At 60.4% G+C, this 21,533-nt stretch carries 12 protein-coding genes; 6 read left to right on the top strand and 6 right to left on the bottom strand.

What is annotated here, in order from left to right; genetic code table 11:
• Nucleotides 1-43: 43 nt before the first annotated feature.
• The 3 genes from HQL98_14990 to HQL98_14980 are packed head-to-tail and all read left to right on the top strand — an operon-like array spanning nt 44 to nt 6,052.
• Nucleotides 44-1,126 carry a two-component system response regulator gene (locus HQL98_14990; protein ID MBF0273353.1) on the top strand — a complete coding sequence of 361 codons (1,083 nt, stop codon included), beginning with the start codon at nt 44-46 and terminating at the stop codon, nt 1,124-1,126.
• A complete protein-coding gene (locus tag HQL98_14985; protein ID MBF0273352.1) occupies nt 1,107-2,090 on the top strand; it encodes a c-type cytochrome in 984 nt (327 codons plus the stop codon). Before HQL98_14990 ends, HQL98_14985 begins: the two co-directional genes overlap by 20 nt.
• Nucleotides 2,087-6,052, top strand: coding sequence for a PAS domain S-box protein (locus tag HQL98_14980; protein ID MBF0273351.1), 3,966 nt, complete (start codon nt 2,087-2,089; stop codon nt 6,050-6,052). The genes HQL98_14985 and HQL98_14980 overlap by 4 nt, the downstream gene beginning before the upstream one ends.
• 66 nt (nt 6,053-6,118) lie before the next feature.
• Here HQL98_14980 and HQL98_14975 read toward each other — a convergent pair whose 3' ends face one another.
• Nucleotides 6,119-8,164, bottom strand: coding sequence for a SulP family inorganic anion transporter (locus HQL98_14975; GenBank protein ID MBF0273350.1), 2,046 nt, complete (start codon nt 8,162-8,164; stop codon nt 6,119-6,121).
• A gap of 295 nt (nt 8,165-8,459) precedes the next feature.
• On the opposite strand from HQL98_14975, the gene HQL98_14970 reads away from it, so the two are divergent.
• A complete protein-coding gene (locus HQL98_14970) occupies nt 8,460-8,705 on the top strand; it encodes a hypothetical protein (GenBank protein ID MBF0273349.1) in 246 nt (81 codons plus the stop codon).
• A 6-nt stretch (nt 8,706-8,711) separates the two neighbouring features.
• On the opposite strand, the gene HQL98_14965 is transcribed toward HQL98_14970, so the two are convergent.
• The 3 genes from HQL98_14965 to HQL98_14955 form a co-directional block, all read right to left on the bottom strand.
• On the bottom strand, nt 8,712-9,113 hold the full coding sequence (locus HQL98_14965) for a response regulator (GenBank protein ID MBF0273348.1): 402 nt from the start codon (nt 9,111-9,113) through the stop codon (nt 8,712-8,714).
• A 22-nt stretch (nt 9,114-9,135) separates the two neighbouring features.
• On the bottom strand, nt 9,136-11,055 hold the full coding sequence (locus HQL98_14960) for a bifunctional (p)ppGpp synthetase/guanosine-3',5'-bis(diphosphate) 3'-pyrophosphohydrolase (GenBank protein ID MBF0273347.1): 1,920 nt from the start codon (nt 11,053-11,055) through the stop codon (nt 9,136-9,138).
• A 319-nt stretch (nt 11,056-11,374) separates the two neighbouring features.
• Complete coding sequence (locus HQL98_14955; GenBank protein ID MBF0273346.1) at nt 11,375-11,665, bottom strand: hypothetical protein; 291 nt, start codon at nt 11,663-11,665, stop codon at nt 11,375-11,377.
• On the opposite strand from HQL98_14955, the gene HQL98_14950 reads away from it, so the two are divergent.
• Nucleotides 11,659-12,009 carry a hypothetical protein gene (locus HQL98_14950; protein ID MBF0273345.1) on the top strand — a complete coding sequence of 117 codons (351 nt, stop codon included), beginning with the start codon at nt 11,659-11,661 and terminating at the stop codon, nt 12,007-12,009. The two genes, HQL98_14955 and HQL98_14950, sit on opposite strands and share 7 nt — an antisense overlap.
• A gap of 6 nt (nt 12,010-12,015) precedes the next feature.
• Here the strand turns inward: HQL98_14950 and HQL98_14945 are convergent, their stop codons facing one another.
• Together HQL98_14945 and HQL98_14940 are read right to left on the bottom strand one after the other, a co-directional pair.
• A complete protein-coding gene (locus tag HQL98_14945; protein ID MBF0273344.1) occupies nt 12,016-12,249 on the bottom strand; it encodes a hypothetical protein in 234 nt (77 codons plus the stop codon).
• Nucleotides 12,250-12,754: 505 nt separating this feature from the next.
• Nucleotides 12,755-13,834 carry an N-acetylmuramoyl-L-alanine amidase gene (locus tag HQL98_14940; protein MBF0273343.1) on the bottom strand — a complete coding sequence of 360 codons (1,080 nt, stop codon included), beginning with the start codon at nt 13,832-13,834 and terminating at the stop codon, nt 12,755-12,757.
• 541 nt (nt 13,835-14,375) lie between these two features.
• On the opposite strand from HQL98_14940, the gene HQL98_14935 reads away from it, so the two are divergent.
• Nucleotides 14,376-21,533, top strand: a 7,158-nt coding sequence (locus HQL98_14935) for a cadherin domain-containing protein (GenBank protein MBF0273342.1), incomplete at its 3' end; no start/stop codon positions are given.

Raw genomic sequence — 21,533 nt, 5'->3', positions numbered from 1 at the left:
GTTATTGATCAAGAAATGGGGAACATGCATGTCCGAAGAACCCATGGCCCGGATTTTCGTGGTGGACGACACGGAGACCAATATCGACATTCTCCTGGAGACCCTGGGGGATTCCTATGAGGTCAGTGTGGCCCTGGACGGCCCCACCGCCTTGGAGGACATTCCGGATCGGGAGCCGGATCTGATCCTGTTGGATGTGATGATGCCGGAGATGGATGGTTACGAGGTGTGTCGGCGTTTGAAGCAGGATCCCCGCACCCAGGCCATTCCGTTGATTTTCGTCACCGCCAAGCAAGAGACCGAGGACGAAACCTATGGCCTGGAACTCGGGGCGGTGGACTACATCACCAAGCCTTTCAGTCCGGCGGTGGTGCTGGCCCGGGTGCGCACCCATCTGCAACTGGCCCGGGCGCGGCGCGAATTGGCCCAGGCCAACGAAATCCTTGAAGATCGGGTGCGTCAGCGCACCGAAGAACTGTCTATCAAGAACACCGAACTGGAGGAAACCCGGTTGGAGATCATCCGGCGCTTGGGTCGGGCGGCGGAATACAAGGACAACGAAACCGGTCTGCACGTCATCCGCATGAGCCATTATTCCCGCCTGTTGGCCTTGGCCTCCGGCATGGAGGAGAAATGGGCCGAAACCCTGTTTCAGGCCGCGCCCATGCACGACATCGGCAAGATCGGCATTCCGGATTTGATCCTGCTCAAGCCGGCCCGCCTGACCAACGAGGAGTGGACCGTGATGCGGGGGCATCCGGAGATCGGCGCGGGCATCATCGGCAAGCAGAGTTCTCCTTTGCTTCAGGCCGCCCGCAGCGTGGCTTTGACCCATCACGAGAAGTGGGACGGATCGGGTTATCCCCGGGGTCTGTCCGGCGAGCAGATTCCCATCGAAGGTCGTATCGTGGCCATTGCCGATGTGTTCGACGCCTTGACCACCAAACGTCCCTACAAGGATGCGTGGCCGATCCCCAAGGCGGTGGAACTGTTGCGGGAGGGGGCGGGATCCCATTTCGATCCCCGGTTGGTGCTGTTGTTCATCTCCATCCTGCCGCGCATCCTGGAGGTGCGGGAGAGCTGGAAGGAGCAGGAGGATGAAGATCATGGGGTGGAGTTGCGCTGAAATCCGGGATTGGGTCGGGTTCGTGGTGGTTGTATGCGTCGGGTTCGGGCTGATGACCGGGATGGGGAATGCGGCCCCCCTGGTCAACGAGCCGATCCTGCCCGTGCCCTTGTGTACCACCATGGATGGGGACAAATTGCGTCTGGGCAGACGTTTGTATCACGATGTTCGGCTTTCGACCAACAACAGCTTGAGTTGTTCCACCTGTCATCCCTTGGACCGATGGGGTGTGGATGGGGTGGAGCGGTCGTTGCGGGCCGATGGCTCCCGGGATGTCATGCATACCCCGACGGTGTTCAATGCCCTGTTCAATATCGCCCAGTTCTGGAATGGTCGCGCCACTACCCTGGAGGATCAGGTGGATGAGGTGGTGCGCGAACAGATGGGTTCCAACTGGAACGACGTGGTGCGCAAGCTGTCCCAGGATGCGGATTACCGGCAGGATTTCGGACGACTCTACCGGGGCGGCATCCAGGTCGCCAACATCCGCGATGCCCTGGCGGAATTCGAGCGTTCCCTGATCACCCCCAACAGCCGTTTCGACCGTTATTTGCGGGGTGATCCCCAGGCCATCACCGAAGAGGAAAAGGCGGGATATGCGTTGTTCAAGGGATTGGGATGCGTGTCGTGTCACCAGGGGGTCAATCTGGGGGGCAACATGTATCACCATTCCGGGGTGTTCGTCGGGCTTGAAAGCGGGGATGCGGACACGGAGGATGCGGAACGGGACCGTTTCGCCGTTACCGGAGTGCAGAAGGACCGACGGGTCTTCAAGGTGCCCGGATTGCGCAATGTGGCCCGTACCGCCCCTTATTTCCATGATGGTCGGGGGGCAACCCTGGAAGAGGCCGTGACCGATATGGCCCGGGGTCAATTGGGACGCGCCATTGCCGTTGGGGATCGGGATCGGTTGGTGGCCTTCTTGCGCACACTCGATGGCACCTTGTACGGGGAGTGTCCATGAAAGCCGTCGAACTGGCCCGGTGGCTGGCTGGAATGCTGATTGTCGTGACCATGGGGTGGATCGTCTCCCACTCCCAGGTGGATCGGGCGCCGTATCAACGGTTGGAGGAGATGGTCAACCGGGTGCTTACCCTGGAAACCGGTTTCAACCAGAAACTGGTGATGGCCCGTTTTGGCATTTTGACCCACTACGATGATACCGTGGCTTATAATCGGGAAGTGATCTGGGCGTTGCAGGGCACCCGGGATCTGGTGGGTTTCTTGGAAGAGGAACAGGAGCCTTATCTGGAGGCGTGGCGCAGTCTGGAACAGGAGATCAGGCGCAAACTGGACTGGGTGGAACGGTTCAAGTCCGGCAATGCCCTGTTGAAAAACTCCATGGCCATGTTGCCGGTGGTGGTCATGGAGCGGGTGCGGGCTTTGGACAATGGCGCGGATGGGGGGATCGAAGGGCAGGAGTCCCGGGCGCTGTTGCTGTTGATGCAGGAGATGCTGCTGTTTTTGGGTCAGCATGGGGATGCGGAACGGTTGCGCAAGATTGAAGGTGATCTGGCGGCTTTGGCGGTTTTTCCCCATTACGCCGAGGTGGTGGATCATGTCCGGATGATTCTGGAGTGGAAACCCCGCATCGATCAACAGTTGGAAGAAATTCTCAATCTGCCCATCGCCGAGGGGTGGAGGCGATTGACCCAGGTTTCCCGTTTTCATCTCCAGAAGCGTCAGGAGGTGGCCCTGGGCTATCAGATTGTGCTGTTCGGGGCCTCCTTGTTGCTGCTGGGTCTGTTGTTGCGGGTATTGTGGAGCCTCAAGCTTTCCACCACCCGTCAGCGGCGTTTGCAACAGGCGGTGGACTCTTCCGGGGACGCGATTGTCACCTGTGACGCCCAGGGCAACATTTTGTATGTCAATCCGGGTTTTTCCCGGATCACCGGATGGCGCGTCGGAGAGGTGGTGGGCCGGACGCTGCACGATATCGAGGGATATTTGAACGACTCCGAGTCGCGGGAGGGGGTGCGGCAGGCCCTGGAAGCGGGTACCCCCTGGCGCGGCCTGTTGCCGGTGCGGCCCAAGCCCGGGGAGAAAGGGGCGGTGGCGGCGATCTGTTGGCAGCAATTCGGGCTGACTCCGATCCGTTCCAAACGGGGGCGTCTGGAGGGATTCGTGATGCTCGCCCACGACATCACCGAACTCAAACAGACCGAAGAGCAGTTGCTGTGGGCCAAGGAACAGGCCGAAAGCGCCAATCGGGTCAAGGGGGTGGTCAACGAAATCCTGGAAATTTCCCTGCAAACCGAATCCCTGCCGATCCTTTTGCATCGCGCCCTGGAGCGCATTCTGGGCATTCCCTGGTTGCCCATCGAGGCCAAGGGGGCGGTATTCTTGAAGGATGTGGGCTGCGAGCGACTGTTGCTGACCGCCCAGATGGGATTGCATCCGGAATTGCAGGTCCGTTGTGCCCAGGTGCCGTTCGGCGTCTGTTTGTGTGGCATGGCGGCCCAGTCCCGGGAGACGGTCTTCGCGGCCCATCTGGACGATCGGCATGTCATTCGGGTGCAGGGCATGGCGCCCCATGGTCACATCTGCCTGCCGATTCAGTCCGGGGAGCGGGTGTTGGGGGTGCTCAATCTCTACCTGAAGGATGGCGCCCGGCGCGGGGAGATGCTGGAGGATTTCCTGGATTTGGTGACCACCACCTTGGCGGGCTTGATCGAGCGCAAGCAGGCCGAAGAGATGCTCCACAAGCTGTATCACGCCATCGAGCAAAGTCCCGTGGCGGTGGTGATCACCGATTTGCACGGCATCATCGAATACGTCAATCCCAAGTTCAGCCTCAACACCGGCTATTCCCGGGAGGAGGCCATTGGGCAGCATACCCGGATTCTGAAGTCGGGCCATACCCCCCTGGAGGCGTATCGCACCTTGTGGGAGACGATTTTGCAGGGTCTGGAGTGGCATGGGGAGTTTTGCACCCGCAAGAAAAATGGAGCGTTGTTTTGGGAGTCGGTTTCCATCTCTCCGTTGCGGGTTGGGGATGGGGGGATTACCCATTTCGTGGCGATCAAGGAGGATATCACCGAGCGCAAGGAGATCGATGGTCAACTGCGGGCCGCCAAGGCGTCCGCCGAGGATGCCAATCGGGCCAAGAGCGAATTTCTCGCCAACATGAGCCACGAAATCCGCACGCCGATGAATGCCATCATCGGTATGACCGCTTTGTGTCTGCACACCGAAGTCACCCCCAAGCAGGACAACTATCTGCGCAAGATCGAGAGGGCCGCCCAATCCTTGTTGCGGATTCTCAACGATATCCTTGATTTCTCCAAAATCGAGGCGGGCCGGCTGGAAATGGAATCCAGTCCATTCCGTGTCGGCGATGTGGTGGAGCACGTCACCACCTTGATTTCTCTGCCCGCCGGGGAAAAAGGGTTGACCTATCTGGCCCAGGTCGCCCCGGAGGTGCCGGAGCATCTGATCGGGGACGCTTTGCGTTTGGGACAGGTGTTGACCAACCTCGCGGGCAACGCGGTGAAGTTTACCGCCAAGGGGGAGGTCAAGGTGACGGTGGGGCTGGACCACGCGACCGACCGGGAGGTGTGGTTGCGCTTCGCGGTGCGGGACACGGGTATCGGTTTGAGTCCGGAGCAGCAGGGACGACTGTTTCAATCCTTTTCCCAGGCCGACAGCTCCACCACCCGACGGTATGGGGGGACGGGTTTGGGATTGTCCATCAGCAAGCGGCTGGTGGAGATGATGCGCGGTTCCTTCGAGGTGCGTAGCGCCTTGGGAGAAGGCAGCGAATTCGCCTTTACCGCCTGTTTCACCCGACCCACCCCGGAGGAGTTGACCAAACTGGCGACCCGGGAGATGACCCGTCCGGTCGAAGCCTATGGCCGGATGTTGCGGGGGGTGGCTGGGCAACCGGTTTTGCTGGTCGAAGACAACGAGTTCAATCAGCAGGTGGCCAAAGATCTGTTGGAACTGGCGGGCCTGACGGTCCGCATCGCGGCCAATGGCGCCGAGGCGTTGCGGGCTTTGGACGACGGGCTATCGTATCCGGTCATTTTGATGGATCTGCAAATGCCGGTCATGGATGGTCACGAGGCCACCCGGCGCATCCGCGCCCTGGAGGCGTGGCGTCGGGTGCCCATCGTGGCCATGACCGCCAATGTGATGACCGGTGAGCGGGAACAGTGTCTGGCCAGCGGCATGAACGAATATCTTTCCAAGCCGGTGGATGTGGATCGTCTTTTTTCCACTTTGGTGCGGCTGCTCTGCCCGGATGGCGAGGCGCTGCTGGCCGCACCGGTGGTGGGGAGTGGAGGTGTTCCGGATTCGGTTGACACGGTGAAACTGCCGGTGCTGCCAGGGATCGATCGGGATGCGGCTCTGGTCCGGTTGGGGGGCAACCGGGGACTTTATGTCAAGCTGCTGTTTCGGTTTCTGGAGGGGCACCGCCAGACCGATCAGGAGGTCCGTCAGGCCCTGAGCGACGGGGAGACCGTGGTGGCGATTCGTTTGCTGCACACCTTGAAAGGGGTGGCGGGCAGCGTTGGGGCCACGGCCTTGCAGGAGCTGTGTCTGGCCATGGAGAACGATTTGGGCCAGGGCGTGGGAGGGGTGGACGAGGCCCGGTTGACCCTTCTGGAAGAGGCGTTGCGGGGTGTGGTGCGGGTGATCGAGGCGGGTTGCGCGTCACTGGTGCTGGCAAGCCCGGAACGGACCCCGGCGGAGGAGGCCCCCCGGGCCGATCGGCTGCTTGCGTTGGTGGAGGAGATGCTGCCCCATGCGCGGGAGAGTCGTCCCAGACCCTGTTTGCCCCTGGTTACCTCCATGCTGGCCATGGGGTGGCAAGGAGAGATCGGAGCCTCGATTGCCAGACTGGAGCAACTGCTGCGCAAGTATCGGATGAAGGAGGCCTTGACCGCCCTGGAAGCCCTGCATCACGCCGCCCGGTCGGCGTGATGGCATGGAGCTTCTCCTGGTCGGCGTGATGGATCGTGTCATTTCGGGTCCGGGCGGCGTTTTCTTCTAATCGTTCGCGGACTTGCGCAGCTCTTCTTTGGCTTGATGAAAGGCTTTCTGGGCGGAATGCAGCTCCTCGTCCGCCGAGAGCAGTCGTTGCATGGCCACCTCGACATCGGTGCCGACCATCATGCGCATCACCCGTTCCACCTCCTGGGGGGTGCCTTCGATCAGGTTGATCGTCTCGACGTCGCCGGTCAGCACCGCGAACAGATGACTGCAGATCGCCTGGTTTTCATCCGGTTCACAGGTGCAGGTGGCGGTCATATTGGAGCCTTCCCGCTGGAAATTCAGCCGATAGGTTTCGTGTTGTTCGTCCTCTTGCACCATCAGGCTGATCTCTTGCAGCGGCTGCCGCAGGGCCTCGAACTCCTCCACCGCCGTTTTGACCGACACATAGAATTGATGAGTCCCCAGGGTTTCGGAGATGCCGACTTTGTGCAACTGGGCGTACAGTGGATGGGGGGCGTCGGCGATCTTGATTTGGATGCCTTTGGCTTGCATCTCCCGCACCAGTTCGGCGAACCGTTGTCCGGCGGTGATGTCCATGTCGGTGATGGCCTGGGCATCGATGATCACCCATTGTACCGGGTGTTCGATGGTATTCACCAGTTTGCGCAGTCGATTGGTGACATGGCGGGCGTTGGCGAAGATCAGGGGCGCGTACAGCCGATAGACCAGCAGGCCGGGAACGACATCCACTTCGGCGGGCGGTTCGGAGCCGAAGTCGTGATATTTCTGTCCCGGACCGAGCCGCTGGAGAATGGCGTCTCCGGGTCGGGAAATCTCCACGATGATGCCGATGAGGGAGATCAACAGCCCCAGAATGATGCCCGGAACCACTCCCGCCACCAGAATCGCCACGGTCACGGCCACGGACATGAACCCTTCAAAGCGATCCATGCGGAAGAGATCTTTCAAGGCGTTCCATTCCAGCATGCCCAGGGCGGTGACGATCAGGATCGCCCCCAGGGCCACTTTGGGGAGAAAACTCAACAGGTCGGTGCCGAAATTCAAAAAGAGCAGCAGGCCCGCCGCGGCGATCAGTTGGGCCACCTGACTTTTGCCCCCCGCCGAATCGACGATGGAGGTGCGGGACTGGCTGGCGGAGACCGGAAAGCCTTGAAAAATGCTCGCGCCGATGTTGGCGATGCCCAGAGCGGTCAACTCCCGGTTGGGATGGATGTCATAGTTGTTTTTGTCGGCGAAGGCCTGGGCCAACAGAATGCCGTCGGAGAAGGCCAGAAAGGCGATGGCCAGAGCCGCCGGGGCCAGGGCCGGGATGTCGGTCCAGTTGAGGGCGGGCAGGACAAAATCCGGCGCGCCGCTGGGCACCTGACCCACCAGGGCGATGCCCATGTTTTTCAGATCGAGCCAGCGGGTCATGAGAATGGCCACCACCGACACCGCCAACGCTCCGGGCAGGGCGGGCAGGGTGCGTCCCAGGACGATCATGAACAAAATCAGCGCCACCCCGAGGATCAGGGTGGGGGCATGGGTTTGAGGGAGCTTTTCGATGATTTGCCACAAAATGAGAAAGAAATCCTCGCCTTCCGTCTTGATGGCGAACAGTTTGCCCAACTGGGTCGAAGCGAGGATCAAGGATGCGCCGTTCAGGTATCCCACCAGCACCGGGCGGGAGAGAAAATCGGCGATGGCACCGACCCGCAGCCGGGCGGCCAACATGAGAATGATGCCCGACAGCAGAGCCAGGGTGGCGGCCAGCACGGCGGTACGTCCCGGATCCCCGCCCGCCAAAGGCAGGATGGCCGCTCCGGCCAGCAGGCCGATGGCCGCGTCCGGTCCGGCGATCACCTGCCGGGAGGAGGAAAAAAGCGCGTAGCCGATGGCGGCGGCCAGGGCGGCGTAAATACCGGAGATGGGTGGCATGTAGACCAGTTCGGCATAGGCCAGCACCGAGGGGATCATGACCACGCAGGCCGAAAGACCTCCCACCACATCTCCCGTGATCCAGGAGAGGCGATAGTGGCGCAATTGGGAAAATAGCGGCAAAATTTGCAGGGTTCCGGACAACACTCGTGAGGGGGACATCAAAAACATACTCCTTTGGGCGACCTGGACATTCGGATCGATGGGGCGGAAAGGGGGTGAATGGGAGATGACGGCGTTAAGAATAATCGATTTTGATGAATTTTACCTGAAAATTGGAAAAGAATTATGGTTTGGATCATTTTGTTCAGATGGCACGGTTTGTGAATGCGCTGTTTCTGGGGTACCTGTCTGACGCTTCCGGTCTGTTGCGACCCCATCCCCATCCATGGAGAAAACCCCCATGCATTCCAAGAATGTGCCAGGATTCAGGTTGTCTCGCGGAGAGCATCTTGTTGTGCCCAAGGCCAAGCCCAGCGGTTTTTTGAGGGCTTTGCCATTTCTGGTGCATCTGGCCTTGGCGTCGCGACGATGGAAACGGGAGGTGCTGGGGGGAATGGCTCGGGTGTCCCAGAGCCGGCATCCCCATGTGGTGGATCGGGGATCCCGGCGTTGTCCGGATGGACAACGACCTCATCCCGCTGTGTGTTTTCGGGGATGGCGGGGTGATTTGTGTCAGGGGTGCGTCTCTTCCCGCTATTGAGTTTTTTTATTCTTCAATCAGGTTGTACTGACGCATTTTTTCCACGACCTTGTCCCGGGTGACGGGTTTGGCGAGATAGTCGGTGCAACCTCCCCGGAAGAAGGCCTGTACCACATTTTCTTCGGTGTTCAGGGCCGTCACCATGAAAATGACCGACTCTTGGGTTTCGTCGATGTTGTTTTCCCGTTCGATGTCGCGGATTCTTCGCAGCGCCTCCTGACCATCCATCTCCGGCATCATGATGTCCAGGCAGGCCAGATCATAAGGATCCCCGTCGAGCAGCGCCATCTCGAAGGCCTCCACGGCCTCCTTGCCATTGACCACTAGGTCGCAATTTCCATACGGGGAGAGGATCTTTTCCATCAACAGGCGATTGTGGGCTTCGTCATCGGTGATCAAGATCTTCATGGTTCGGCATCCTGAGTAAGGTTCAATTCATGTCGCGAATGGCAGGATTCGGTGAGCCCGTATCATACGGTTGTCTCCAGCCGTAGCTCAAGATCTCTTGAACGGCACTGACACGCAACAGTTCGTGCAACACCTTGCCCAGGATCGACGGTTTCTTGCCATCCATTTCCATGCTGATGACATAAATGTCCGAGGTGCGTCCTTTGCCCTGGATGGTCTGGCCATTGATGCCCATTTTGGCCAGCAGTTCCAGCACTTCCAGCAAAGCTCCCGCCCGATGGCGCACCGTGAAGGTGATCTGCAACGCTTCGGAACCGGGCTGAATCGCCCATTGTCCCTTTTCCCACTGGGATCCCTGAATCTTGATGCAGGTGGCCGCGTGTACGATCCAACGGCCATCTTCCGAGAGTCGGCCCACGATGGGCATACCGGGAGTGGCCAGACAACAGGTGGACCAGAGAATGTCCTTGCCGGTGAGCGAGGTGAGTTGGAAGGTGCCGGTGGCGGAGTTGCGGTTGATGCCTCGAACGGTGGCTTCCTGGTTTTTGAGGGCTTGTTTGATCAGGGTGCGGGCGCGGGCGGTTTTGACATGATCCAGCCAGGAGCGCTGCGGTCGGGCTCCCTTGGAGGTGAGAATCCGTACCACGTCCCCGTCGGACATGGGGAATTCCGGGGGACGCTGGATGCCGTTGATTTTGGCCCCGATACACCGTTCCCCCAGTTCGGTATGGACCATGTAGGCGAAATCCACCACCACCGAGTCCACGGGAAAGGTGAAGCGGTCCCCCTGGGGGGTGTAGACATCGAGCATGTCCGGTAGCACATGGGCATGGACTTCCGACATGCGCAGATCGCTGTCCCCCAGCGTGGCCAAAAGCCGCATGTAGCGGGTGGGATCCGGACCGCTGATGCCCCACTGGGCCAGCACGCCAAGGCGATTGGCCAGTTCGTCGCATTTGCGCACCACATGGATGTTGAGGGGATGGCCATCCCAGATGATGCGGGTGGTCAAGGCGCGGAAACCGTTGACCCGGGGGGCGTTGAGATAATCCCGCACATGTCTGGGCAGTGGCCCGAAAATGGAGTGCATCTTGCCCAGTACCCGCCAAGCGGCGTCATCGTCTTCCACCAGCAGACGCAGGCGATAGACCGGCCAACCGATCAACAGCAGACGACCCGTGCCGGGTTTTTCGGTCAGATAGAAAAAATCAGAGATTCTTTTGGGTTCGATGATGAACTGTTCCGCCAGCCCCTCTCCGATGACCAGATCCAGGTTTTTGGCCAGACGTTGCATGCTCGCCGCGCCACGGTTGAGCAGATCCTGAATGGTTTTTTGGGCGCGGCGGTATTGTACCGGCATCAGATGGGGCAAAGTGAGCTCGATCAGGGCGTCGGCCAACTCCATGATTCCCAGTCGGCGGGTCACACCGACATAGATCAAGGCCAGACTGGCTTTGTTTTTGGCTTTGGTCGAGCCATGGACCTCCAGGGTCTGGGAATTGTGCAGCACGTCGAAAGTCTTGATGAGCAGAACCCGTAGATCCTGGGAGGCGGCGATCAGAATGCGGCGGTAGGTGGCGGGCATATCCCCGCTGCCGGTGTGCAGATTGCGGATCTTGGAGACCGCCTCCACCAGATTCAGCACCACCGGATCAAATTCCCCGATGGTGCGTTCGGCTTCCAGTTCGGGAGGGGCGTCTTCCTGGGCGTCGTGCAGCAACGCGGCGCAAATGCCTTGCACGTCGATCAGGCCCCATTCCAGACAGCTTTTGGCCACTTGCAGACAGTGGGTGACGTAAGGGGCGCGATCCAGCTTGCGTACCTGTCCGTGATGAAACCGACAGGCCAGGTCGATGGCGCGGGCGATCTTCTCGACCGCTTCGTCTCCGAGGTGCTGCCGGCTGAGGTCAAGCAGTTCCTGAATCTGGTTGGCGAGGTCCATGGTCTGAGTTGTCCCCTTGCTTGCGGTCGTGTATCGCCCGTGTCGAGATTAGGATCTAAAATATTTCTTTCTCGCATTGCAGCAAAGGAAGAATGAAAAAATTTTTTTTCAGGTTGCTTTTCATTGATGCAACGTTTGCAATCCGTTAATCTACCCTATGGAGGTTTTCGATACCAGCTGAAATTGCGTTCAGGGAGAAAGACATTGATTCGTTTTGTTGATTGGATATTTCGTACGTTCGCGCCATTTGCTGTGGGCATCGGGGTTGGGGTTGGTTTTTTCTTTTTGTTCAATCAATTATCATCCTTGCCTCGTCTCGTCAAGTCCCCCACCGCTCCTGTCCATGAGACGGGATCCCCCACGGCAAGCCAAAAGCCCGCCGCCCCTGTTGTAACCGCCAAACCGGCTTCGACGCCCCCGTCCCCCGTGGCAGCGGCCCCGTCCCCGGCAGTTCCGCCCCCCGTGGCAGCGGCTCCAGTCCCGGCAACTCCGCCCCCCGTGGCAGCGGCTCCAGTCCCGGCAGCTCCGCCCCCCGTGGCAGCGGCTCCAGTCCCGGCAGTTCCGCCCCCCGTGGCAGCGATGGCCTCGGCTCCAGCCCAATCCATGTCACCGGTTCCTCCGGTGGAGGAACCCAGCGGTGCAGCCGCCAACCCCTCCGTGGTGGATCCTGGCAGTGTTTCGGCCCCTCCGCCGGCGACCACTCCCGCGATGAACGTTCCCCAGGCGCGCATCCAGCAACCCATGGTCGATCACTCCCCCGCCGCCCAGTGGCGGCGCGCCTGCATGGAGCAACTCGCCTGGGGCAAACGCATGGTGGAGGATGGTTTGAGCCAATGTCCGAAATCCGGCTACATGCGGCAAAATTGTGTGGATTACTATCGTGGCCTGGAGCGTCACTATCAGGGTGTCACCTGTGACCCCAAGGGGGGTGGAATGCCCATGCCGGGATGGTAATCCGGATCAATCCATCAGTTCCACCTGTGTTTCCTCTTCGGTGAAGGGCAGATCCATCATCCCAAGAGACCAGACATGGTTGATGATCGCAGGGGGACCAAACATCACAATGGTGCGATCGATGACCCGCCATTGTTCCTCTCTCCCGAGTCGGGGTTTCCGGGTTTCGGACTCCCCGATTCGGGTGTCCGACTCTCCCAACTGAAACTGCAACGTAAAAAGTCGAGCAAAACGATCCATGGGGCACTCGATGCAAAAGGGCCGACATGCGGGAAAAATTCCCTTCTGGCGGTCTTTGGAGTGAATGATTCGGAGTGCCTTGCCTACGCACGCTTCATGCCATGCGGATTGGCTTTTTCTGTCAGAAATTCAAGTTTTCTGAAATGCCCGGCACATCCACGATCGTGCGATCAAAGCAGGATGAATCCTGCGTATCTCGCAAGATTTGAAAATTAAAGTAATAAATGATCCAGCTTCACAAGGCCGATCCGGGTCATGATGGGATCGTTACGCTTTGAGGATGCTGGCCGTTTTTGGAAAGGCTTTTAGGGAAGTTGCGGCGCAGGAGCGCCTGGACGAAAGCGGGCGGAACGGTTGGCGCCCCGGATATCAACAACACATGTCGTGGAAAAGTGGTTCATGGTGTAGAATCTCCGTTGCGCCATGAAATATGTTCTGGGTGCGGTCCCATTCAGACAATCGCTGCTGGCCGAATCGGATCGGACTTGGACGACACGTTGACGCATTACGCCAAACCGGTTTGCTGAACGAAATTCTTGGCTCCCTGGGTCAGGGCTTTGGCCAGAGAAGCCTGATGGGAGTTTTTGCGGAGCAGCATTTCTTCCTGTCGATTGCTCAAGAAGGCCATTTCCACCAGGACCGAGGGGATTTCTTGGGTTTTGAGCACCGCGAAGCGGGCCTGTTTGATGGTCTTGAAGTGCAAAGAGAGGCTGGGGGTGCTGGCAATGGCAGACAGCAGGGTGTTGCCCAGCATCAGGGAGCGACGATTGGCCGGAACCGGGGTCGGACGGCCCCGATCGGACAGACAGTAGACCGAAGCCCCCCGCGCCGAGGGAATGTGAAACGCATCGGCGTGCAGGCTGATGAACAGATCCGCCTGATGGTAACGGGCAATGGCGCAGCGACGGCTCAAGCCGATGAAACGGTCTTCGTTGCGGGTCAGGAAGGCCTTGTAGCCTGGAGTGGCGTTGATCTCGCGGGCCACGCGCCGGGCGACCGCCAGGGCCACATCCTTCTCTTTGACGCCACCGGCTCCGATGGCGCCGGGATCGATGCCGCCATGTCCCGGATCCAGCACAATGACGATATCCCGTTTGTTGCTGTTGCCCCGGGCTGCAACCGATCTGGTTTTGGGGGTTGGCTCGTTGGCATTGGCTTCGTTGTTGGCGTCGCTGGAGACAAACTCCACCACCAGACGGGGCCGTCCACCATCCGTGTCTTTGAGGATGAAGGCGCGGGTGCGGGCTTCTTCGTTGAGTTCAAAGATCGTGCGCATGGTGCCGTTGTTGAGGGCGTCCGTGCGGATCTTGCGGACAATCGGATCGGAAAAGGTCAACAGATTCAAATCGGTCGAGACTTCCGTATCCCGCATGTCCAGGACCACCCGGTCGGGGTTCTTCATGGCGGCCAGAGAGTGTTTGATTTCCTGATTCAGAGAGAAAATGATACGGGTACGGTTGGGTGTGGTCGAGAAACGTACATCGGTGATCCGCGGCTTCATGGCGGCATGCGCCATGGAGACCGGCAACAGCAACCCTGTCATGGATAACGCCATCGCTTTCAAGACAAATCGCCGTTCCAACATGTTCCCGTGTCTCCTCTGAGTTTGTCGCGAAAAATTGGCTTGACCCGGGGGTCGGACCGTCATTTTCGCTGATTGTGTTCTTGTGAGAAGCTTTATAGAGTAGAATTAAAAAAAGTCTGTACTTTCATAAAATTAATAAAAACATGAATCTTTGTTCGCCATTTTTCGTCTCCGGTTTGCGGAACATTTAGCAAGCCCCATGCCGTCCTTTCGGTGCGGGAGCGGTATTGATCGAAATATTGAAAAAACAATTACTTTTTATGGGTCTGTCGGGAGAATGGCCGCGTGGTTGGCAGGGTCCGGAAAGAAGGGGAACGAGATGGAAATGGTGGAATCCTGACAGCCGGTGAGTGGTGTTGGCGCTCCCCGGGGCGGTTTTGGTCAACTCTTTCATTTTGATGGTATTATCGAATGTGTCATCGCTTCGGGATTGCTGGATTTCGTTCTGCGGCTTTGCTAGAATGAATTCGGCTGGAAGTGATCGCATTTTTGGTGTCGTCTGTCCTGCTGGCCACCTAGCCTCTCCCCATGGATGACCGACATGCCCAACACCCAACCGCACCCTTCACCCCCCACCGACGCCTTGCCGGTGCCCGAGATTGACATTTCCCCGCAAGAGATCGCGGCGCTTCTTTCCGCCATGGGGAGTGGTCAAGGTCTGGACGAGACGTTTGCCAGGCTGTTGTCGGTACACAGCGACAAGGCCAATACCCTCGGCGCCCAAACTCCCCATGTGACGCAGGCCATCAGCCGGTTCAAAACCATTTTGTTGCGGGAGTTGAGCGGCGGTGAAGCCCCCGAAGAGGGGTATCGGAATGCGGTCAAGGCCTTCTGGCATGAGATTCATCTCGCCTTGACCCCGGAACAGCCCACCGATGAGGCCAATCGTCTGCTTGCGGTGTTGGCCGGGGATCAGGACAGTCCCACGGTGGATCAGTGGCTGGCCAAGGTCGCCCCCCCTGCGGATGACAAGAGCGGCGCGCCATTCACCCAGTTGTTGGGCCGGAATGTGCTGGATGCCCTGGCCAGTGGCGCGGACAGCAAAACCGCCTTGGCCGAGGCCCATGCCTCCACCACTTCGGCCATGGCCGTTTGGAGCGCGGTGCAGGGTCCGGATAGCGGACAGGCCACTTTTCTCGAACTGTTTTCCAAAGGGTTGGCTGAGGGACAAACCCTGGATGGCCTGTTCGCCGACCTGATCGGCAAGAACGAGTCCGGGAGCAATACCGGCGCGGAAACCTTTCAGCACGCCTTGCTGGATACCCTGGAACGGGGGACGCGGATGGATGTGGCTGTCCAGCAGGCCGCCACCGTCTCCCGGGATGCGGTGGCCCGGGAAAGCGCGCTTCAGGGGCCGATGACGCCAACCCTGTCGCTGTTGGCGGCTTTGTCCAGCGGAGACAATGTTCACGCCTCCCTGGAATCGGCGGGGGGAGGCGGGGAGGGGGCCGGAAGTTTTGCCGACGCCTTGATGACCGCCCTGGCCGAAGGGCAGAGCATGGCCACGGCCCAGGCCACCGCCACGAAAGCGGCCACCGCCTCCCGGGAGGCGGCCAGCGCGGCCCATGCGGGGGTGGATTCCCCCATGGGGGCGCTATTGTTGGCCATGGCCAATGGCGGCTCCATGGACGGGGCGTTGAATGGCATGCCGGGTCTGCTGACCGGCAACGGGGCCGCCCTGTTTCAAAACGTGCTGACGGAGATGATCCAGGCGGGCCGTTCTCCCTTGCAGGCGTTGGAGAGTGCGGTGGCCGCGCCGCAGGCCGTGGCGGCTTTGGGATCGACTTTGCAGCAGCCGGTCACCTCCGAGGCGGCCCAACTGATGACCGCCATGGCGAGCGGTCAGAATCTGGAACAGGCGCTGGTCAATCTCCCCGGTGGCCGCTCCTTTGCCGAAACCCTGGGGGAAACCCTTCAATCCGGCACGCCCGTTGCCCAGGCCATGACCGAAGCCAAGGCCATGGCGGAAAGCATCGCCCAGACTCTTTCCGGCCTGCAAAGCGATCATGTGGATCAAACCCTGGTGGCCATGGCCACGGGGCAGGGGGTGGAGCGGGTGAGTGATATCGCCCCGTTCGTGGCGCTGGCCGACAACCCCAACCGGGCCACGGAATCCCCCCGTGCGGACCCGGCTCCATCGGCTCCGGCTGTCACCACCCCGGCGACCACCCCGGCCACGCCCGCGCCGGTCGCCGAAACCGCCCGACCCGTCGAACCGGGTCCGGTTGTCCCGATGCCCACCGTGCCCGTCGTACCCCCGCCTTTGCCGGACCCGCCTCTGCCGGTTGCCGTGCCCGTGCCGGTGAGTCTGCTGGACGCGGCGCCCAGACCGGCCAATGTGGTGGTGGTCAACGCTCCGCCCACCGACCTGCTGCTGTCTAACCATTCGGTGGCGGAAAATCAACCCGGGGCGGTGATCGGAACCTTGTCCGGGGTTGATCCGGACTCCGGCGCGGGTCTGTCCTACTCCCTGGTGGGGGATCCGTCCGGCTGGTTCGAGGTGGTGGATGCCACCTTGAAACTCAAAACGGATCAGGCGCTCGATTTTGAGTCCGCCACCTCCCACGGGGTGCGCATCCAGGTTTCGGACAGTGCCGGCGCCAGCTTCCAGAAGAGTTTTGTCGTGGGGGTGATCGATGTCAACGAGGCCCCGACCGGGATGGCCCTCTCCAGCCGGGCGTTGCAGGAAAACAGTGCCGGCGCCACGGTGGGTATTTTGTCGGTCACGGATCCGGACGCGGGTGATCAGGTGGTTTGGGAGTTGGTCACGGACAAAGCGGGGGTGTTCGAGATCTCAGGGTCGGAACTGCGGCTGAAGGCCGGGGTCGCCGTGGATTACGAAAGTGCTGCGGAATATGAGGTGGGGATCCGGGCCACGGATCGGGGGGGAGCCAGCCTGGAAACGGTGTTCACCCTGCCGGTCACCAATCTAAACGAAGCCCCATCGGATCTGACCCTTTCGGCGACGCGGGTGACGGAAAATCAGGCCGGGGCGACCATCGGGACCATCACGGTCACGGATCCGGATCTGGGAGACGCGGCCACTTTGACTTTGGTTGCGGATTCCGACGGCCTGTTCACCCTGGATGGCCATACCTTGAAACTTCAGGCCGGTGTCGCCGCGGATTACGAATCCGCCGCCACCCACACGGTGCGCATCCGGGCCACGGATGCGGGCAACGCCACCTTGGAAAAAAATGTCACCATCACCGTGGTGGATATCAACGAGGCTCCCACGGAAATGGCCCTTTCCAGCCGCACGATCGCGGAAAAAAGCGCGGGGGCGGTGGTGGGAACCCTTTCGGCGGTGGATCCGGATGCCGGAGATCGGGTTGCGTTCGAGTTGATTCAGGATGCTTCCGGCTTGTTTGCCATCCAGGGCACCACCTTGAAACTGGCGGCGGGAGCCATGGCCGATGCCGCGTTGGCGGCGTCCCATCTGGTGCGGGTGCGGGCCACCGACAGCTCGGGTGCCTCTTTGGAAAAAGAGTGGACCTTGATGGTCACGGATGTCAACGACGCTCCCACGGACATTACCCTGTCTTCGGTCAAGGTCGCCGAAAACAGTGCGGGCGCTGTCATCGGCACGTTGAGCGCGCTGGATCCGGATCTGGGTGATGTGGTGAGTTTTTCACTGGTCAACGATGGAGGCGGGCTGTTTGTATTGACCAATGGCCAGCTCGCCTTGAAGGGGAATGTGGCTCTTGATTTCGAGTCCGCCGCCTCCCAAACGGTGCGGGTGCAGGCCCTGGATCGGGGTGGACTTTCTTTTGAAAAAAGCTTCGTGATCGGGGTTTCCGATGTCAACGAGTCCCCAACGGGTCTGGATCTGTCCAGCACCCTGGTCTCCGCGACCCGGGCCGGCGCCGTGGTGGGGACTTTGACCGTGTCGGATCCGGATGTGGGGGATCAGGCGACCTTGACCCTGATCTCCGATCCCATGGGACTGTTTGAAATCGTCGGGGAGACCCTCAAGCTTCAGGAGGGCAAAAGCGCCCAGGTGCAGGGGGCGACATCCCATCTGCTCGGGGTGCGGGTGACCGATGGGGCGGCCCACACCTTCGATGCCGAGTTTCGCATCGAGGTCACGGATCTGCAAAATCCTCCCACCGACATTCAACTGTCCAGCGCCACCCTTCTCGAAAATCAGGCCGGTGCCACGGTCGGGGTGTTGTCGGTGGTGGATCCGGATGCGGATGCCACCGCTACATTGAGCCTGATCAACGATCCTTCCGGATTGTTCCGGATCGAAGGCGATACTCTGCAATTGAAACCGGATGCGGCGGCCAACTTTGAAAACGCCGAACGCCTGACGATCCGGGTGCGGGCCACGGACAACACCCTGGCCACCTTTGAAAAAAATCTCACCATTGCCGTGGGGAATGTGAACGAGGCGCCCACGGAGATCACCTTGTCCACAACCCGTGTGACCGAGAATCAGGCCGGGGCGCTGGTCGGCACCCTGGCGGGCGTGGATCCGGATGGGGGGGATACGGCCACTTTCGCTTTGGTTCGGGATGATTCCGGGCTGTTCACCGTGGAAGGCGCCGAATTGCGGGTGAAGTCGGGCAGCGCCTTGGACTTTGAACAGGCCTCCTCCCATGTGGTGCGCATCCGGGTGACCGATACGGCGGGACTCTCCCTGGAAAAGGCGTGGAGCCTCACGGTCACGGATCTCAACGAGGCCCCGGGGGATCTGACGTTATCCAATACGGTTTTGCTGGAAAACGACATCGGCGCCACCGTGGGACGGGTGAGCGTGATGGATCCGGATGTGGGGGATGGGGTGACTTTGGCTTTGGTCTCCGATCCTTCCGGTCTGTTTGAGCTGGCGGGTGACGCGTTGCGCCTGCGGGCCGACAAGGCGGCCAATTACGAGACGGCCACCACCCATCTGGTGCGCATTGCGGCCACGGACACAGGAGGAGCCACCTTTGAAAAGAGCATCACCCTCACGGTGGGGAATGTCAACGAAACCCCCACCGGGATCGCTCTCACCAACGCCTCCATCAGCGAAAACAGCATCGGGGAGTCGGTGGGCCGCTTGTCGGTGGTGGATCCGGACAATAACGATGGGGTGACCTTCAGTCTGGTGGACGATGGCGCGGGCGTGTTCACCCTGGACGGCGACACGTTGCGTCTCAAGCCGGATCAGTCGGTGGATTTCGAGTTGGCCTCCAGCCATACGCTACGGGTGCGGGCCACGGATACCGCCGGGGCGAGCGTGGAACAGGCGTTTGTCGTCCGGGTCAACGATGTCAACGAGGCTCCGGGGGGATTGGGTCTGTCGGCTTTGACCGTCGCCGAAAACCGGATCGGCGCGGTCGTGGGCACTGTGTCGGCTTCGGATCCGGATGCGGGGGATTCGGTTGTTTTCACCCTGGTGGCCAATCCGGGTGGATGGTTTGGGTTGACTGGCAATCGGTTGGAATTGGCGAACGGGGTTGCCTTTGATTTCGAGGCCGGATCGAGTCATACGGTACGGGTGCGCGCCACGGATTCGGGGGGTGCGTCCACCGAACAGGATTGGACCATCACCGTCACGGATGTCAACGAGGCTCCGGGGGATCTGTTTCTTTCCGGCGCCACGGTGGCGGAAAACACCCCGGGGGCGTTGGTGGGAACGCTGTTGGCCACGGATCCGGACCGGGGGGATGTGGCCGCGTTTGAACTGGTTTCGGACCCCAGCGGACTGTTTGAGATTGTGGACAACCGGTTGCAATTGAAACCCGACGCCTTGGCCAATTTCGAGGATGCCGGCGGTTATTCGGTGGTGGCCCGGGTCAAGGATCAAGGGGGGTTGACCCTGGAAAAAAGCCTGTCGATCACGGTCACCAATGTCAACGATCCTCCCGCCGCCACGGAGTTGTCCGCCCCCGAGACGTTTGCCGAAGGGGCAGCGGCTTTTGTTTTGACTCCGATTGTGGTGAGCGATCCGGACAGCGCCAATGTGGTGGTGACCTTGACCCTGGCTTCCCCCTCGGTGGGAACGCTATCGGTGGCCACCGAAGGCAAGGTGACCTCCACCTTCGATGGCACCACCTGGGTGGCCAATGGAGCGTTGGTGGATGTCAATCGGCTGTTGTCTCAGGTCACCTTCACTCCTGCGGCGGATTGGGATCGGACCTTCACCATCGCCACGTTGGTCAGCGATGGCAGCATGGCCTTGCAAGGATTGAAGCGGGTCACTGTCGTGGCGGCCAACGATCTGCCCGCTGCCGGTGGTCCGGTGACGGTCACCGATAGCGGCAACACGGTGGTGACCATCGTCGAGGATGCGTCGCCACCCTCCCAGGCCAATATACGGTTGACCCCCGCCCTTTTGTTTGATCCGGATTTCGGTCAGGTTCCCGGTGAAATCCGGATTCTCTCCGTGACCGGAGGAACCGTGACCAGCGGTAAGGATGGCAGCGGGATCACTCTGGGGGCTGGCGGAACCCGTTTGGTCTTGAACCAGGGCCATGTGGATCTGCGTTTCACCCCCGACGCCAACCGGGAAACCGCCGCCACCTTGGAGTATGTGGTGGTGGACGCGGGGGATGCGAATCGGAACTCTCCGGCCTCCACCGCCACCATTGCCATTCAGCCAGCGAACGATCCCCCGACCCTGATTGTCCCCGGCAACGAAGACCGCTTCACCGAGGATGGATCGCCTCTGAATCTGGGTAACATCCTGGTGGGGGATGTGGATGCGGATGCCCGACTCACGGTTGCCGTCACATTGAGCGATGCGGGGGCCGGGACACTGTCCACCGCCTCTGCCGGGAGTGCGCATTCCACGTTTGCAAATGGAGTCTGGTCAGCCAGCGGGGGGGTGGCCGATCTGAATACCCTGTTGGCCGGGGTGATGTTCACCCCTGGGGTCAACTGGTCCCAGGATGTCACGTTTTCCATCGTGCTTTCCGACGGGGTGGCAAGTCCGGTGACGGCGACTCATGTGGCGCGGGTAACCCTGGTGAATGACATGCCCACAGGCAATGTCACCCTCAGCGGCACCCCAACCCAGGGTCAGATTTTGACCGCCTCCCATACCCTGGCGGATGGGGATGGTTTGGGGGTGCTCCATTATCAGTGGAATGCGGATGGCAGCGCGATTGCCGGAGCGACCCTGGCGAGCCTGATGTTGAACGAGGCCCAGGTGGGCAAGGCGATCACGGTGACAGCCAGTTATACCGATGGCCAGGGTACCGGTGAAAGCATCACCAGCAGCGCGACCGGTGTGGTGGCCAATGTCAACGATGTGCCGACTGGCAACGTCACCCTCAGCGGCACCCCAACCCAGGGTCAGATTTTGACCGCCTCCAACACCCTGGAGGATGAGGACGGTCTGGGGACGGTGGTTTATCACTGGCAAGCCGCGGGCGTCACAATTCCGGGCGCCACGGGATCGACCTTTGTTCTGACCGAATCCCAGGTGGGCCAAGCCATCACGGTGACGGCCAGCTATACGGATGGCCATGGAACCCGTGAAAGCCTCACCAGTGCCGCAACCGCCACGGTGGCCAATGTCAACGATGCCCCCACGGGTGGTGTCATCCTCAGCGGTACCCCAACTCAGGGTCAGACTTTGACCGCCTCCCATACCCTGGCGGACCTGGATGGTCTGGGGGCGGTGGTTTATCACTGGCAGGCGGATGGCACGGCGATCACGGGCGGGACCGGCTCGACTTTTGTCTTGACCGAATCCCAGGTAGGAAAG

The sequence above is a fragment of the Magnetococcales bacterium genome, assembly GCA_015231755.1.
Lineage (GTDB): Bacteria > Pseudomonadota > Magnetococcia > Magnetococcales > Magnetaquicoccaceae > Magnetaquiglobus.
The sequence above is the reverse complement of the archived record's forward strand: the minus strand, read 5'-3'. Positions and strand labels throughout refer to the sequence as shown.

Bases quoted from the DNA above. Each gene is read 5' to 3' on its own strand.
- HQL98_14975 (MBF0273350.1), bottom strand. From the start codon at position 8,164: ATGTCCCCCTCACGAGTGTTGTCCGGAACCCTGCAAATTTTGCCGCTA.
- HQL98_14985 (MBF0273352.1), top strand. From the start codon at position 1,107: ATGGGGTGGAGTTGCGCTGAAATCCGGGATTGGGTCGGGTTCGTGGTG.
- HQL98_14965 (MBF0273348.1), bottom strand. From the start codon at position 9,113: ATGAAGATCTTGATCACCGATGACGAAGCCCACAATCGCCTGTTGATG.
- HQL98_14945 (MBF0273344.1), bottom strand. From the start codon at position 12,249: ATGGATCGTTTTGCTCGACTTTTTACGTTGCAGTTTCAGTTGGGAGAG.
- HQL98_14980 (MBF0273351.1), top strand. From the start codon at position 2,087: ATGAAAGCCGTCGAACTGGCCCGGTGGCTGGCTGGAATGCTGATTGTC.
- HQL98_14990 (MBF0273353.1), top strand. From the start codon at position 44: ATGGCCCGGATTTTCGTGGTGGACGACACGGAGACCAATATCGACATT.
- HQL98_14950 (MBF0273345.1), top strand. From the start codon at position 11,659: ATGTCACCGGTTCCTCCGGTGGAGGAACCCAGCGGTGCAGCCGCCAAC.
- HQL98_14940 (MBF0273343.1), bottom strand. From the start codon at position 13,834: ATGTTGGAACGGCGATTTGTCTTGAAAGCGATGGCGTTATCCATGACA.
- HQL98_14960 (MBF0273347.1), bottom strand. From the start codon at position 11,055: ATGGACCTCGCCAACCAGATTCAGGAACTGCTTGACCTCAGCCGGCAG.